The 15067-nt window shown below is 72.9% G+C and carries 11 protein-coding genes; 7 read left to right on the forward strand and 4 right to left on the reverse strand.

All coding sequences use genetic code 11. The annotated features are described in order from the left end of the window. The first annotated feature begins 69 nt into the window (after nt 1–69). On the forward strand, nt 70–1143 hold the full coding sequence (locus ACIBKY_RS33525) for an alkene reductase (RefSeq protein ID WP_397103007.1): 1074 nt from the start codon (nt 70–72) through the stop codon (nt 1141–1143). 33 nt (nt 1144–1176) lie between these two features. Here the strand turns inward: ACIBKY_RS33525 and ACIBKY_RS33530 are convergent, their stop codons facing one another. Next, nucleotides 1177–3084, reverse strand: a complete 1908-nt coding sequence (locus ACIBKY_RS33530) for an N-acetylmuramoyl-L-alanine amidase (protein WP_397103009.1) — start codon at nt 3082–3084, stop codon at nt 1177–1179. Nucleotides 3085–3202: 118 nt separating this feature from the next. Between ACIBKY_RS33530 and ACIBKY_RS33535 the strand changes: the two genes are divergently transcribed. Beyond that, nucleotides 3203–4570 (forward strand): FAD-dependent oxidoreductase, encoded by a 1368-nt coding sequence (locus ACIBKY_RS33535; RefSeq protein WP_397103011.1) that lies wholly within the window; start codon nt 3203–3205, stop codon nt 4568–4570. Between the two features lie 12 nt (nt 4571–4582). Here the strand turns inward: ACIBKY_RS33535 and ACIBKY_RS33540 are convergent, their stop codons facing one another. Next, on the reverse strand, nt 4583–5020 hold the full coding sequence (locus ACIBKY_RS33540; protein WP_397103013.1) for a VOC family protein: 438 nt from the start codon (nt 5018–5020) through the stop codon (nt 4583–4585). Nucleotides 5021–5110: 90 nt separating this feature from the next. Here ACIBKY_RS33540 and ACIBKY_RS33545 point away from each other — a divergent pair, with 90 nt between their 5' ends. Further along, the gene (locus tag ACIBKY_RS33545; RefSeq protein ID WP_397103015.1) at nt 5111–5716 is read left to right on the forward strand and encodes a DNA-binding response regulator; all 606 of its coding nucleotides are present in this window, start codon (nt 5111–5113) and stop codon (nt 5714–5716) included. Here the strand turns inward: ACIBKY_RS33545 and ACIBKY_RS33550 are convergent. Then, nucleotides 5642–7537 carry a sensor histidine kinase gene (locus ACIBKY_RS33550; RefSeq protein WP_397103017.1) on the reverse strand — a complete coding sequence of 632 codons (1896 nt, stop codon included), beginning with the start codon at nt 7535–7537 and terminating at the stop codon, nt 5642–5644. The genes ACIBKY_RS33545 and ACIBKY_RS33550 overlap by 75 nt on opposite strands. A gap of 25 nt (nt 7538–7562) precedes the next feature. After that, nucleotides 7563–9182: a lysylphosphatidylglycerol synthase domain-containing protein gene (locus ACIBKY_RS33555; RefSeq protein WP_397103019.1), complete on the reverse strand. Its 1620-nt coding sequence runs from the start codon at nt 9180–9182 to the stop codon at nt 7563–7565. A 78-nt stretch (nt 9183–9260) separates the two neighbouring features. Here ACIBKY_RS33555 and ACIBKY_RS33560 point away from each other — a divergent pair, with 78 nt between their 5' ends. The 4 genes from ACIBKY_RS33560 to ACIBKY_RS33575 are packed head-to-tail and all read left to right on the forward strand — an operon-like array spanning nt 9261 to nt 15064. Further along, nucleotides 9261–10223: an NAD-dependent epimerase/dehydratase family protein gene (locus ACIBKY_RS33560; protein WP_397103021.1), complete on the forward strand. Its 963-nt coding sequence runs from the start codon at nt 9261–9263 to the stop codon at nt 10221–10223. Beyond that, complete coding sequence (locus tag ACIBKY_RS33565) at nt 10220–11563, forward strand: hypothetical protein (RefSeq protein WP_397103022.1); 1344 nt, start codon at nt 10220–10222, stop codon at nt 11561–11563. The genes ACIBKY_RS33560 and ACIBKY_RS33565 overlap by 4 nt, the downstream gene beginning before the upstream one ends. Next, a complete protein-coding gene (locus ACIBKY_RS33570; RefSeq protein ID WP_397103024.1) occupies nt 11550–12548 on the forward strand; it encodes an iron ABC transporter substrate-binding protein in 999 nt (332 codons plus the stop codon). Before ACIBKY_RS33565 ends, ACIBKY_RS33570 begins: the two co-directional genes overlap by 14 nt. Further along, on the forward strand, nt 12548–15064 hold the full coding sequence (locus ACIBKY_RS33575) for an ATP-binding cassette domain-containing protein (RefSeq protein ID WP_397103026.1): 2517 nt from the start codon (nt 12548–12550) through the stop codon (nt 15062–15064). The genes ACIBKY_RS33570 and ACIBKY_RS33575 overlap by 1 nt, the downstream gene beginning before the upstream one ends. Nucleotides 15065–15067 lie beyond the last annotated feature (3 nt).

Raw genomic sequence — 15067 nt, forward strand, 5'->3', positions numbered from 1 at the left:
ACGGATTCGTCGGTGATTCCGCCGCTCGTACCGTCGTGGCCAGCCCCGTTGACGCAGGAAGAGGTTGTGATGAACGAGTTGTTCGAGCCGGTGACCGTAGGAAGACTGGAACTTCCCAACCGGCTCTTCATGTCCCCGATGACCCGCAGCCGTGCCGCCGAGGGCGCGGTGCCCACCGAACTGGCCGTCGACTACTACGCCCAGCGCGCCGCCGCCGGATTGATCATCTCGGAGGGCACGCAGCCCTCGGTGATCGGCCAGGGATACATCGACACTCCCGGGTTGCACTCCGAGGAGCAGATCGCGGGCTGGCGCAAGGTCACCGACGCCGTGCACGCCCGCGGCGGCCGGATGTTCGCCCAGCTGATGCACTCCGGCCGGGTCGGGCACCCGTGGCTCTACCCCGACGGCGCGCTGCCGCACGGCCCGTCGGCCATCCCGTCGGGTGAGCGGCTCTACACCCCCGAGGGCATGCTGGAGCACCCGGCGCCCAAGGAGATGACGCTCGCCGACATCGCCGCCACCGTGGACGACTTCGTCGCCGCGGCGGGGAACGCCCTCGCCGCCGGGTTCGACGGGGTGGAGCTGCACGGGGCCAACGGCTATCTCATCCACCAGTTCTTGTGCGGCAGCGCCAACGCCCGCACCGACGCCTACGGCGGCAGCGTGGACAACCGCATCCGCCTGGCCGTCGAGGTCGCCCAGGCGGTCGGCGACGCCATCGGGCCGGAGCGGGTCGGCTTCCGCATCTCCCCGCGCAACCCCAGCAACGGCATCAGGGAGCGGGACTCCGACGAGCTCTACCCGGCGCTGGCGCGCGCCCTTTCCCGGTACGGCCTGGCCTACCTGCACATCATGGAGTGGGACAGGGAGCTGACCAAGGCCATCAGGGCCACGTGGCCGGGAACGTTGATCCTGAACCCGAAGGCCGAGCCCGGCACCCCGTCGGGCACTCCCGAGCAGGCGGCCGCCGTCCTGCGCGAAGGGCTGGCCGACGCCGTCACGCTCGGGGCGTACTGGCTGGCCAACCCCGACCTGCCGGCCCGGATCAAGTCGGGCGGGCCGTACAACGTGGCCGACCCGGCCACGTTCTACGGCGGCGACCACCGCGGCTACACCGACTATCCCGCCCTGATCGGGTGAGAGGCGGGGCGGCCCGGCCGCCCCGCCCGGTGGTCAGGCCCAGGACAGGGTCACGTCACTGGCCTTGACGAACATCACGCGATGCCCGAACTGGATCTGGTAGTAGAGCGTCTTGCCGCGCACCACCTTGTGGGTGGACGGGTCGATGGTGACCGCGCGGTAGTACTCGCCGAACTGGGCGCCGCCGAAGCTGTACTTCTCGCCCGCGGAGAACGTGTACATCAGCGGTGTGATCGGCTGGTACGGGATGTCGGCCGGGTAGGCCTCCTGCTCCGGGTAGGCCCTGCCGTACACGGGAACGGTCGCGAGGCCCTTCTTGGGCGTGACGACGAGCCCCATGGACGGGATCGCGGTCGGGGCCGAGGCGGGGTTGTGGAACCAGGCCTTCTGCCCGAGGTACCAGATGGCGGTCCACTCGCCCTGGCGATCGGCCACGGCGTAGCGCTGGCCGGTGACGGCGCGGGCGCTGTGGTCGTAGACGCTGTAGATGGACCTTCCAGCGCCACGCTTGCCGATGTCGTCCACGAGCGGGCCGTCGGGGCGCGGCTCCTTGCGCAGCCAGACGGTGGCGGCGCTGGTGGGCGGGCAGTCGAGCTCGGGCTGCTTGCGGTCGCAGCCGTAGAAGTACGGCTTGTTGGTGGCGAAGTCCGGCTTGATCATGACCGTGCCCGCGTTCGGGCCGCCGAAGGGGTGGAACGGCGCGCCGATGAGCTTGAAGTAGCGGTCCCAGTCCCAGAAGGGCCCAGGGTCCTCGTGCATGCCGCGCACGGTCGTCGGCAGGGTGCCGGGCACGTTGTCGTGGCCGAGGATGTGCGCGCGGTCGAGCGGGACGCCGTGCCGGAGCGCCAGGTACCGGACCAGTTTGGCGGAGGTGCGGTACATGGCCTCGGTGTACCAGGAGCCGCGCTCGGCGAGGAAGCCCTCGTGCTCCAGGCCGATGGACTTGGCGTTGACGTACCAGTTACCGGCCTGCCAGCCGACGTCCTTGGTCTTGATGTGCTGGGCGATGTGCCCGTCGTTGGAGCGCAGCGAGTAGTGCCAGCTGGCCGCGCGGGCCGGGTTCAGCAGCAGGTCGATGGAGGGCCGCCAGTACCCCTCCATGTCATGGATGATGATGTAGTCGACCTTCTGGTTGAAGGGCCGGTTCGAGGTGTCGAAGTTGCCGTAGTTGCCGTTGGGCAGTTCGGCCTGCTTGGCCGGGATCCACTCACAGGAGATCGTGGACGGGCACTCGACGCCGTCGCGGCGCGGGGGCTTGAGCCCGAGCTTGTCCAGCCACTCCTTGATCGCGCCGAGTCCGGGTACGCCGGTCAGCCTGACCTGCTGGCCGTCGTCGGTGGTGCGCTCGGCGCCCTGCTTGATCGTGGTGTAGACCTCGTCGGCGAAGAACTGGGCGGCTTCCTTCTCCTCCGCGCCGGAGTAGCGGGCGACCGCGCCGTACCACTGGGCCGGGTCGTCGCTGAGCGGGGCCCCGAGCGCCTTCTGGTAGGAGGCCAGCAGCGCGGCGCCGCCGCGGATGTTGGCGGCCGGGTCGGTGCGCAGCTTCTCGTGGGACTCGCCGGTCAGCTCGGCGGCCTTCTCCATGGTCCGCAGCGACTCGGGGATCTCGGCCGGTGCGGGCGGAGTCTCCTCGCGCGGGGGAAGGGGCCTGCTGTCGTCGCCGCGCGGGTCCTCCTCGCCCTCTTCATGGTGGTTGGAGCCGGTGTAGGCGGCGGCGTCGGTCAGGTGCATGGGGCCGAATCCGGCGTCGCTGCTGGGCCGGCCGGCGTTGGCGTCCCAGCGCGACTCCAGGTACGAGACGCCGAGCAGCACGCTCGCCGGGACCTGGAACTCCTTGGCCGCCGCGGCGAAGGCCTGCTGCCGGTCGGCGGGTTCGTCGGCGTGGGCCGCCGGAATGTTGAGTAACGGGAGCAAGGCGACGATCGCCAAGGCTCTGCGCATTCACTGCTCCTTGGACTGGGGGGCTTCAGGTGGAGTCAGCGTCTCAACATTTTCCTTCTCGGGCGAGAGTTTTGCGAAGGAATTTTTCACTCGTTAACGTCTCATAGGCTGATCCGCTGTGACGAGTGCGGATCTGGTGATCCTCGGAGCGGGGCCGGCAGGGCTGACGGCCGCCTGGCGGGCCGCCGCGCGCGGCCTGTCGGTCGTGGTCCTGGAGCGCGCGGACCACGTCGGCGGGCTGTCGGCCGGGTTCGAGGTCGCGGGGGTGCGCGTGGACCACGGCAGCCACCGCCTGCACCCCGCCACGCCGCCGCACCTGCTGGCCGCCCTGCGCGGGCTGCTCGGCGCGGACCTGCAGCTCCGGCCGCGCAACGGGCGGTTGCGGGTGGCGGGGCGGTTCGTCGGGTTTCCGCTCCGGGCGGGGGAGTTGGTGCGGCGGCTGCCGTACCGGCTGCTGGGGGGTGTCGTCCGTGACGCCCTCACCTCTCCGCTGCGGGTACGGCCGGCCGCGGGCACCTACGCGGAGGTCCTGCGCGCCGGCCTGGGACCGGCGCTGTACGGCGCGCTCTACGAGCCCTACGCCCGCAAGCTCTGGGGTCTGCCCGGCGAGGAGATCGACGGCGACCAGGCACGCAGACGGGTCACCGCCGACAGCCCGTGGAAGATCGCCCGCAGGGTCCTGCGCGGCGCCCCGGACGGCCAGGGCAGGGTCTTCCACTACCCCAGACGCGGTTTCGGGCAGATCGTGGAGGCGCTGGCAGACGCGGCGAGCGCCGCCGGAGCCGAGATCCGGCTCGGCACCGCCTGCACCCAGGTGTCCGGCGGCGTCGTGCACGCGGGGGAGGAGATCCGCGCCGGGCACGTGTTCTCGACGATCCCGATGCCGCTGCTGGCCAGGCTGGTCGAACCCGGCCCCGGACCGGAGGTGCTGAGCGCGGCGGCCCGGCTGGGGTTCCGGGCGATGGTGCTGGTCTACGCGGTGCACGAGGGCGGCAGGTGGACCCCGTACGACGCCCACTACCTCCCGGACGCGGGCACCCCTGTCACCCGCGTCTCCGAGCCCGCCAACTACCGCGTCAGCGCCGCCGATCCGGCCGATCGCAGCGTGCTGTGCTTCGAGATCCCCTGCCAGGTGGGCGACGAGATCTGGACCTGTGACGACTTCTCTGGGCTGGTCGCCGAGTGCCTGGCCCGCTCTGGCCTGCCGCCGGTCAACCTCGCCGGGATCGAGGTACGCCGCCTGCCGCACGTCTACCCGGTCTACCGCACCGGCTACGCCGGGCACCTGGCCGGTCTCGACGCCTGGGCGGCCGGGGTGGAAGGGGTCACCACGTTCGGGCGGCTCGGGCTGTTCGCCCACGACAACACCCACCACGCCATGGCCATGGCCTACGACGCGGTCGCCGCGCTGACCGCCGGAGGCTGGGACGACGCCGCCTGGTCGGCGGCGCGCACCCGTTTCACCCGGCATGTCGTGGAGGACTGAGTCGAGGACTGATCAGCCCTCGACCGCCGTCTCCAGGCCCTTCACGTCGATCTTCCCCATCGTGAACATGGCCTGCATCGCGCGCTCCGCCCTGGCCGGGTCGGGGTCGCTGAGCAGGCGCGGCAGCGCCTTCGGGATGATCTGCCACGACACCCCGAACTTGTCCTTGAGCCAGCCGCACCGGCCCTCCTCGCCGCCGCCCTCCAGGAGCCTGCCCCAGAGCTCGTCGACCTCTTCCTGGGTCTCGCAGTCGACGTAGAGCGAGATCGCCTCGTTGAACGTGAACTGCGGGCCGCCGTTGAGCGCGAGGAAGCGCTGGCCCTCCAGCTCGAAGGTCACGATCATCGGCGTGACCTCGATGACCCGGGAGTTCTTGAAGATCGAGACGTAGTGGTTCGCGGCGTCCTCCGCCTGGTTGTTGAACCAGAGGTAAGGGGTGATCTTCTGCATGACGTGCTCCTCTCTTGTGTCTGTATAGTCGCCAATCGGAAGTAACTCCAGGTAGTGCCGCATTCACCGATCCCGCGTGAAGGATTCACAGTGATCCGTGTGCTGATCGCAGAGGACGTCCGCATCCTCAGGGAGACGCTCACCGCCGTCCTCGCCCTGGAGGACGACCTTGAGGTGGTGGCCGCCGTGGAGCGCGGCGACCAGATCGTCCCCGCCGCCGTGACCTACACTCCCGACGTCGCGGTCATCGACATCGACCTGCCGGAACTGGACGGCCTCACGGCCGCCGCCGAACTGCGCGAGAAAGTGCCGTCCTGCGCCGCGCTGGTCCTGACCGGGCTGGCCAAGCCCGGATACCTGCGTCGCGCGATGGCCTCGGGCGTCAGCGGCTTCCTGCTCAAGCACTCGCCCACCGGCGACCTCATCGACGCGATCCGCAAGGTGCGGGCGGGCGAGCAGGTGGTCGACCCGCAGCTCGCCCTCGCCGCGCTGCGCAAGGTCGACAACCCCCTGGCCGCGCGGGAGGTCGACGTGCTGCGCCAGGCCGCCACCGGCGCCGAGCCCGACGAGATCGCGGTACGGCTGTCGCTCAGCCGCGGCACGGTACGCAACTACCTGTCGTCAGCGGTCATGAAGCTCAACGCGCGCAACCGGGTGGACGCGATCAGGATCGCCGCCGACGAGGGCTGGATCTAACGGCAGCGCCGCCGCCAGCGCGAACGTGTCCGGCCCGGTCTCGATCGACAGCTGCCCGCCCAGGATCTCGACCCGTTCGCGCAGGTTGCCGAGCCCCGATCCCGGCTCGTGGGCGGGGGCGCGTACCCCGTCGTTGGCCAGGCGCAGCCCCACCGTCTCGTCGTCCACCGCGAGCACGAGCGTGCCGTGGCGGGCGTCGCTGTGACGCAGCACGTTCGTGACCGCCTCGCGCAGCACGGTCGCCAGTACGGCGTCGTGCGTGTCCGGCAGGCGCTCGGCGGAGACGTCCGCGATCAGCTCGACGCCCGCGGCGGCCAGCACCGCGCGGGCGGAGGCGATCTCGTCGGCCAGCGCGATCGTGCCGTAGCCGGAGGCGACCGAGTCGATGTCGGACAGCACCCGGCGGGCGGCGTCAAGACCGTCGGACAGTTCCCGCCTGGCCGCCGCGGGGTCGCGGCCCAGCAGCCGCACGGCCAGCTCGGCCTTCAGCACCACCACGGACAGGCCGTAGCCGAGCAGGTCGTGCAGGTCGCGGGCGAAGCGCAGCCGCTCGCGCGCCACCTCCACCCTGGCCAGCTCCATCCTGGCCTCGTGAATCTGGGCGGCCAGCCGCGCCATGCGCCACAGCGCGTAGACGATCAGCGCCCGCTCGGCGATGTAGACCAGGCCGTAGGCCGTGTCGAGCGCGTTGTCGGCCCAGCCGGTGACCGCCGAGTGGTAGTAGAGGTCGCCGAGCATCGCCGCCGCCGCGACCGCCCACCGCAGGCGACCCGGCACCAGCGCCAGCGCCGCGCCCGGCAGGTACGCGGCCACGTACCAGAGCTTCGGCCCCAGAGCCAGGCTCGGCAGGTAGGTGACCAGCACCAGCGCCGCCAGCACCCACGGCCAGTACCGGTCGGTACGCAGGCAGGCCCGCAGATGCAGCCCGACCATCAGCACCAGCGACGCCCCGAACAACGCCAGCAGGCCCGGCGGCGGCGGCGCCAGCGCCACCTGCCGCAGTTCCCGCGGCACGATCATGAGCAGGATCGTCACCACCACCAGCACCGACGCCACCCTGATGGTCAGGTCCGCGGCCACCGGACGGCCGCGCGCAGTCTCTCGGGTGGTGTGCGAGACCGACCTGACCTCGGTCAGGGCCAGCCTGGCCGTGCTCAGCCCCGTGTCGAGCTCGTGCCGGGCGCGTTCCCGGTCCTCGGCGGCGAGTACGGCCTCGCCATGCCTGACCACCCGCTCCAGCCCGGCGCCGACCCGTTCGTTGAGCTCCTCGGCGAAGGCCAGCCGTTCCCTGGCCACCACGGCCGCGGCCAGCCCCGCCTGGGTGCCGCGCAGGTCGGCGATCAGGTCGGTCAGCCGGACCACGCCGTACAGGGCGATGCCCACGAACGCGGTCTGGCCGATCGCCACGTACAGGCCCTCGGTCACCGCCGGGCGAACGGTCAGGGTGGAGGCGAACTGGGCCGCCAGCACCAGCGCGAACCCGCCCCACTTCGGCCACGGCCGCCGGAACAGCAGCAGCATGGCGGCGGCCAGGAAACCGGTGTTGCCGTACCAGGTGGCGGGGAACAGCAGCAGGCCGGCGCCGGTCAGCACCACCTGGACGGCCAGCGTCCAGGGCCAGCCGCCGGGTCTGCGGCCGTCGGCGCGCCGTACGCAGTTGCGCAGGTGCAGCGCGAACAGGACGGTGAGCAGGGTGAAGGCCAGCGCCTTCATCGGCGCGGGGTCCTTGGAGTACACGATGCCGATGACCCCGCCGAAGGCGAAGCCCGCGCTGACCCCGGCCGCGACGAGCCGGGCCAGGCGTAACGCCGGTGCGTTCATGGAGCCGCAGGGTAGAGGCCTCAGGTCACGTATTGAGCTCGCGGTGCACGGCGGGGACCACCTCGCGCAGGTAGCGGCCGAGCCTGACGAAGGACTCGCCGCTCTGCCGGAAGGCGTAGCGGATCGGGACCTCCTGGTAGGCGAAGCCCTTGGCGAGCAGGTCGAGGGTGAGGACCTGGGCGTAGTTGTAGTCGTGGATGACCTCGGCCGCGCGCGCCGCCCGAGGGGAGAAGGCGCGGTAGCCGCTCTGGCCGTCGGTCAGGTCGCGGCGGCGGGTCAGCCAGCGGACCCAGAGCGTGAGCACCCGGTTGCCGAAGCGGCGGCGGGGGAGCATGCGCTCGATGGTGCCGGCGAAGCGGGAGCCGACGACGTAGTCGGCCGCGCCGCTCAGAACCGGCGCGGCCAGGGACTCCAGGTCCTCGGGGAAGTACTCGAGGTCGGCGTCCAGGTAGACGGCGACCGCCGGGGTCCTGGCGCTCGCCTCACCCAGGCCGCGCCGGACGGCGGCGCCCAGACCCAGGTTGCGTGGCTGGGCGAGCACCGTGGCGCCCGCGGCCCGCGCGCGGCCGGCGGAGGCGTCGGTGGAGCCGTCGTCGATCACCAGCGTGACGACGGGGCGGCCGGAGACCGTGCGCGGCAGGCGGGCCACCACCGCGCCGATCGTCGCCTCCTCGTTGTAGGCGGGGATGAACACCACGACCGGGGCGTCCGGCGCGGGCTCCTCCGTCGGCGGGCGGGGCGGCAGGCGGCGGGGCAGGCGGAACCTTCCGAAGTAACCGGGAGCCGGGACGAAGAGGGCGGGGACGCCGACGGCCAGCGAGTACGCGGTCTTGACCGCATGGGTGAGCAGGGCCACCGCGAACGCCTGACCCGGCGCGACGCCCAGAGTGGTGAGGGCGGCGGTCGCCGCGGCCTCGTAGGAGCCGATGCCGCCCGGGGTCACCGCGACCGTCTGGGCGGCGATCGTCACGGCCGTCACCGCCACCGCGCCGGCCGGGCTCAGCGCGACGCCGCTCATCCTGGCCACCTCGTACACCACGGCCGCCTCCAGCACCCACGCCACCAGCGCGCACACCGTCACCAGCGGCAGGTGGGACCGGGTTAGCGGAAGGAAGCGGAAGGCCGCCGCCATCACCAGCGCCAGGCCGGCCGCGACCGGCCACACCCACCAGCCCGCCGGCCCGCCGACCAGCGCGGGCCCGCCGGCCAGTGCCGGTCCGCCGGCCAGCGTCGCCACCAGGGCCAGCGCGAGCACCGCGAGCAGGTCGGCCGCCCGCACCGCCACCACGGAGGCCACCACCGTCTTGGCGTCGGTCAGGCGGGTCCGGCGCAGGACCGAGGTGGCGCGCAGGGCCTCGCCCAGGCGGAACGGCAGCATGTGGTTGCCCAGCAGCGACACGTGGACCGCCGCCCAGGCCTGGCCGCCGGGCAATCCGGGCAGCACGCGGGTCCAGGACCACGAGCGCAGGGCGAAGGCGGTGCCGTACAGGATGAGGGCGAGCGCGAGGCCGAGCGGGCCGGACAGCAGCGCGCGGGCGGCGGCGGCGAGGTCGGGGCCGGAGACCACCCGCGTCAGGTACCAGCACGCGACGGCCAGCAGCACCACGCCGGCGATCCGCCGGGCCGCCCTGGTGACGTTCCCCATGAGGCACCTTTGTGGCTGGAAGGAGTGAGGTTAGGCTACCTTTACCTAGCTCTTGGCGCTCCAGCGAAGGGGACGCGGGTGACAGTCGTCGTGACCGGGTCCGCGGGCTTCATCGGCCGGGCCCTGACGGAGGCGCTGCTCACCGCGGGCCGGCGGGTGATCGGCGTCGACCGGCGGGCGCAGGCCGCCCGCCCCGGGCTGACGGCGCTCACCGCAGACCTGCTCGACGACGACCTGGTCGGCGCCGCACTGGCCGCCGCCGACGCCGTCTACCACCTGGCCGGCTGCCCCGGCGTGCGCGGCGGCGGCCCCGGCCTCGCCCGCCGCAGGCACCGCGACAACGTGCTCGCGGGCGCGCGGGTGCTGGCCGCGGTCCCGCCCGGCGTCCCGCTCATGATCGCCTCCTCCAGCTCCGTGTACGGCGGCGCCCGCCACGGCCGCCCCAGCCACGAGGCCGACCCGCCCCGCCCGGCCGGAGGCTACGCCCGCAGCAAGCTCGCCCTGGAACACCTGTGCGCCGGGCGGCCGGTGACCGTGGTCCGCCCGTTCACCGTCGCAGGGGAGGGCCAGCGGCCGGACATGGCGCTGTCGCTCTGGCTGGAGGCCGCCGCGCTCGGCCGCCCGCTGCGGGTGCTCGGCTCGCTGGAGCGTACCCGCGACGTGACCGACGTACGGCAGGCCGCCCAGGCCATGATCGCGTTGACCGGGGTGCCCGGCGTGGTCAACCTCGGCACGGGCCGGGGACGCACGCTGCGGGAGCTGGCCGGGGCCGTGGCCGAGGTGACCGGGGCGCGGGTGCGCTACACGATCGAGCCCGCCCCGCCCGTGGAGCCGGGCGACTCGCTGGCCGACACCCGCCGGTTGCGCGCCCTGACCGGCTGGACCCCGGAGACCGACCTGCTCGACGTGGTCCGCCGCCAGTACGCCCATGTTCTGGCCACGACCGGATTGGCCACGACCGGTTTGGCGCCGACCGGTTTGGCGCCGACTGGGTTGGCGGCGACCGGGTTGGTGGCGACCGGGTTGGCGGGGAGGTCGTGATCGCGGGGGCGGGTGTCGCCGTCGCCCGCGTGGGCTCCGGTGTGCTCTACCGCCACATGGCGCTGGCCGGGGTGGTGGCCGTCGTGGCGGCGGCGCTGGGGATCGGGGTGCCGTCCACGTTCGGCGCGCACGTGGCCGTCGACGAGCCCCAGTACCTGCTCACCGCCCTCTCCCTGGCCGAGGACCGCTCGCTGGACATCTCCGACGAGCTGGCCGGACGCCGCTGGGTCCCGTGGGGCGGCGCGGAGCTGCCCGTCCAGACCGAGGTGCTCGACGGCGGTACCCAGATCAGCCCGCACGACCCTCTGCTGCCCATCGTGCTCGCGATCCCGATGCGCCTCGGCGGCTGGGTGGCGGCCAAGGCGGTCATGGCGCTGATGGCCGGAGCCCTGGCCGTCCTCACCCTGTGGACGGCGGTGCGCCGCTTCGCCGTACCCCTGAAGATCGCGACGGCGGGGGTGGCGATCGCGGCGGCGAGCGCGCCGCTGGCCGTCTACGGACAGCAGGTCTACCCCGAGGTGCCCGCGGCGCTGGCCGCGGTCGGCGCCGTCGCGCTGCTGGGCACCCCGAGGATCTGGGCCTTCGCCGCGGTGGTGTCGGCGCTGCCGTGGTTGTCGGTCAAGTACGTGCCCGTGGCGCTGGCACTGGCCGCGCTCGGCCTGTGGCGTACCCGATCGAAGGCGCTGCTCGCGGGCTTCGCCGTCATGGGCGCGCTGTACCTGGTCGTCCACCGCCTGATCTGGGGCGGCTGGACCGTCTACGCCAGCGGCGACCACTTCCAGACCTCCGGCGAATGGGGCGTGATGGGCTTCGCCCCCGACCTCGCCGGACGCGCGCTGCGGCTGACCGGCCTGCTGGTCGACCAGGGGTACGGCCTGGCCGCCTGGCAGCCCGCCTGGCTCCTGCTGGTCCCGGCGCTCGCCCTCGGGATCAGGCGCGTGAGCCTCGTGCTGCCGCTGGCGGCGGGCTGGCTGACGGCCACGTTCGCGGCGGTGACCATGCACGGTTTCTGGTGGCCGGGCCGCCAGCTCGTCGTGGTGCTCCCGCTGGCCCTCATCCTCATCCTGTGCTGGCTGGACCGCACCTGGAAGCGCGTCGCGGCGGCGGTGCTCGGCCTGTCGGGCGTCCTCACCTACGCCTGGCTGGCCGCCGACGGCCTGGCCGGGCGGCTCACCTGGGTGTCCGGCTTCCGGGAGGTCGCCTCGCCCGTCTACCAGGTGGTCGCGAACGTCCTGCCCGACTACCGGCGGCCCGGCTTCTGGCCCCCGCATCTGGCGTGGGCGGCGGTGCTCGTCCTGTTGTTCACGATCAACCTGAGGAAGTCCCATGTCCGTGCGTAGGCTGATCGCCGCGGTTCTGGTACTGCTGGCCGCGAGCGCATGCGGGTCCGGCGGGGCGGAGGGCTTCGCCGACGACTCCCTGGTGATCTACTCCGGCCGCAACGAGAAGCTCGTCGGCCCGCTGCTGGCCCGCCTGAAGTCGGCCACCGGCCTGAACGTCCAGGTCAGATACGGCGACAGCGCCGAGCTGGCCGCCCAGATCATGGAAGAGGGCGAGCGCACCCGCGCCGACGTCTTCTTCTCCCAGGACGCGGGCGCACTCGGCGCGCTGTCCAGGCAGGGCGTCCTCGCGCCGGTGCCGCAGGAGACGCTGGCGAAGGTGCCGCGGCAGTACCGCGGCGCCGACTGGGTGGGCGTCTCCGGCCGCTCCCGGGTGATCGTCTACGACCCGCGCACCGTGACCGCGCCGCCCAAGAGCGTCTTCGAGCTGACCCACCCCCAATGGAAGGGCAAGGTCGGCTGGGCGCCGACGAACGCCTCCTTCCAGGCGTTCGTGACCGCGCTGCGCGTGCTCAAAGGCGAGGACGCGGCCAGGAAGTGGCTCACCGGCATGAAGGCCAACGGCGTCCAGAGCTTCGGCGACAACATCAAGATCCTCAACGCCGTCGACGCCGGGCAACTCCAGCTCGGCCTGATCAACCACTACTACTGGTACGAGAAGACCGCGGAACAGGGCCAGATCCCCTCCAGGCTGGCCTACCTGCCGGGCGGCGACCCCGGCGCGCTCATCAACGTGGCCGGTGCCGGCACGCTCAAGGCGTCCCTGCACCTGCCCGCCGCCCAGAAGGCCATCGGCTACCTGCTCAGCCCCGACGCCCAGAAGTACTTCGCGCAGACCACGAAGGAGTACCCGCTGGTCGCCGGCATCGAACCGGATCCCGCCCTGCCCAAGCTCGACGCGCTCAAGGGCCCGCAGATCGACCTGGCCAAGCTCGACTCGCTGGAGCAGACGCTCAAACTGCTCCAGGAAACGGGCCTCGTCTGATGCCGCGCGGCCGCCTCCCCGCGGCGCTCCTGGTGCCCGCCCTGCTGGCGGCCGCGCTCTCGCTCGCGCCCGTCGCCTATCTCGTGGTGCGGGCGGCCGAGGGCGGTCCCGCCGCCTTCGCCGGGGTGCTCTTTCGCGTCCGTACGGCGGAGCTGGCCGTGCGGAGCCTCGGGCTGGCGGCGGTGGTGACGGCCGCCTGCCTGGTCGTGGGGGTGTCGCTGGCGTGGCTGGTGGTCAGGACCGACCTGCCGGGGCGCGAGGTGTGGGGCGCGCTGGCCGCGTTGCCGCTGGCGGTGCCGTCGTACGTGGCGGCGTACACGTGGGTGGCCGCCTTCCCCGGCGTCTCGGGGTTCTGGGGGTCGGCGCTCGTGCTCACGTTGTGCACCTACCCCTACGTGTACCTGCCCGTGGCGGCGGCGCTCGGCCGGATGGACCCGGCGCTCGAAGAGGTCGCGCTGTCCCTCGGCCGCGGGCGCATGGCCGTCGTGGTGCGGCAGCTCAGACCGGCCGCGGCGGCGGGCGGGCTGCTGGTGGCCATGTACGCGCTGGCCGAGTTCGGCGCCGTGTCGATCATGCGCTTCGACGTCTTCACCACGCAGATCTACACGTCCTACCGGGCGGGGTTCGATCGCACTCCGGCCGCGGTGCTCGGTCTGGCGCTGGTGGTGATCACTCTGCTGATCGTGCTGGCCGAGGGGCGTACGCGGGGGCGGGCGGCCTATGCCCTGCGGGGCAGCCCCGCCCGGCGGCGGGCCGTCGTACGGACCTGGAAGGCGCCCGCGCTGGCCTGGGCCGCGCTCGTGGCGTCGCTGGCGGTCGGGTTTCCGCTGGTCGGCATCCTGTACTGGCTGGTGGCCGGGTCCTCGCGCGGGCTCGACCTGGGGACGCTGGTCTCGGCCACCGGGGCCACGCTGGGAGTCTCCGCGGCGGGGGCGGTTGTGACGGTGGCGCTGGCCGTACCCGTGGGGATCGTCGCGGCCCGGCATCGGGGGCGGCTTTCCCGGTTCGTCGAGCAGTCCGCCTACGTGGGGCATGCGCTGCCCGGTGTGGTGATCGCGTTGTCGCTGGTGTTTTTCGCCGTGCGCTACGCCTATCCGATCTATCAGCAGTGGCCGTTGCTGGTGCTCGCTTACGCGGTGTTGTTCCTGCCCGCGGCCGTTGGGGCGGTGCGGGCCTCCGTTCTTCAGTCGCCGCCGGTGCTGGAAGAGGTGGCGCGGTCGCTGGGGCGTGGCCCGCTGGGGGCGGTGCGGCAGGTGACGCTCCCGCTCGCGCTGCCGGGGGTGCTGGCCGGGGCGGCGCTGGTGTTTCTCACCGCCATGAAGGAACTGCCCGCCACGATCCTGCTGCGGCCCAACCGGCATGGAGACGCTGGCCACGCGGCTGTGGACGGAGACGGGGGCGGGGGCCTATGCGGCGGCGGCGCCGTACGCGGCGCTGCTGATGGCGCTGGCCGCGGTGCCGGGATTCCTGCTGGGAAGGCGGGGGACATGAGCGGGCTCACCGTTTCCGGGGTGACGAAGGCGTTCGACGGCGCGGCGGTGCTGCGTGGCGCCGCGCTGGAGGTGGCCGACGGGGATCTGGCGGCGGTGCTGGGGCCGTCCGGGTGCGGGAAGACGACGTTGCTGCGGATCGTGGCCGGGTTCGAACGGGCCGAGGCCGGGTCGGTGCTGATCGGCGGGGCCGAGGTGGGCGGGCTGGCGCCGGAGAAGCGGCGGGTGGGGATCGTGCCGCAGGACGCCGCGTTGTTCCCGCACCTGTCGGTGGCGGGGAACGTGGGATTCGGGTTGGTTCGCGGGCTCTTCCGGCGGGCCGGGGCCGGGGTTCTGGAGCGGGTGGAGGAGTGCTTGGAGCTGGTCGGGCTCGGTGGGTACGGCTCGCGGATGCCGTACCAGTTGAGTGGAGGGCAGCAGCAGCGGGTCGCGCTCGCCCGCGCGCTGGCACCGCGGCCGGGGGTGGTGCTGCTCGACGAGCCGTTCAACGCGCTGGACCGCTCACTGCGCGGGACCGTACGCGACGACGTGCGCGCGGCGCTCAAGAAGGCGGGCGCCACCGCGGTCCTGGTCACCCACGACCAGGAGGAGGCGCTGTCGATGGCCGACACCGTGGCCGTGATGCGAGACGGCGTGATCGTCCAGCAGGGCACCCCGGAGCAGCTCTACGCCCGCCCCGCCGACCTGGGCGTGGCGACGTTCGTCGGCGAGGCGGTGGTCCTGGAGGCCGTCGCCGCGAACGGGACGGTCACCTGCGCCCTCGGCCCGCTACGGGCCGACGTCACCTCAGAAGACGGCCTGCCGGGAACCGGCCGGGTGGCGTTGCGGCCCGAGCAGCTTGTGCTGGTACGCGGTGGCGTGGCCCGGGTGGAGCGGGTGGAGTTCTTCGGCCACGACGCCGCCGTCACGGTGGTACTGCCCGGCGGTGTGATGGTGCGCGCGCGGGCGAGGGGAGAGGCGGCGTACCGGGTCGGCGACAGGGTGAGCGTGCGGGTGCAAGGGCCCGTCCTCTTCTTCGCGGAGTGATTC

Source organism: Nonomuraea sp. NPDC050394 (assembly GCF_044459065.1).
In the GTDB taxonomy this organism is placed as follows: Bacteria; Actinomycetota; Actinomycetes; order Streptosporangiales; family Streptosporangiaceae; genus Nonomuraea.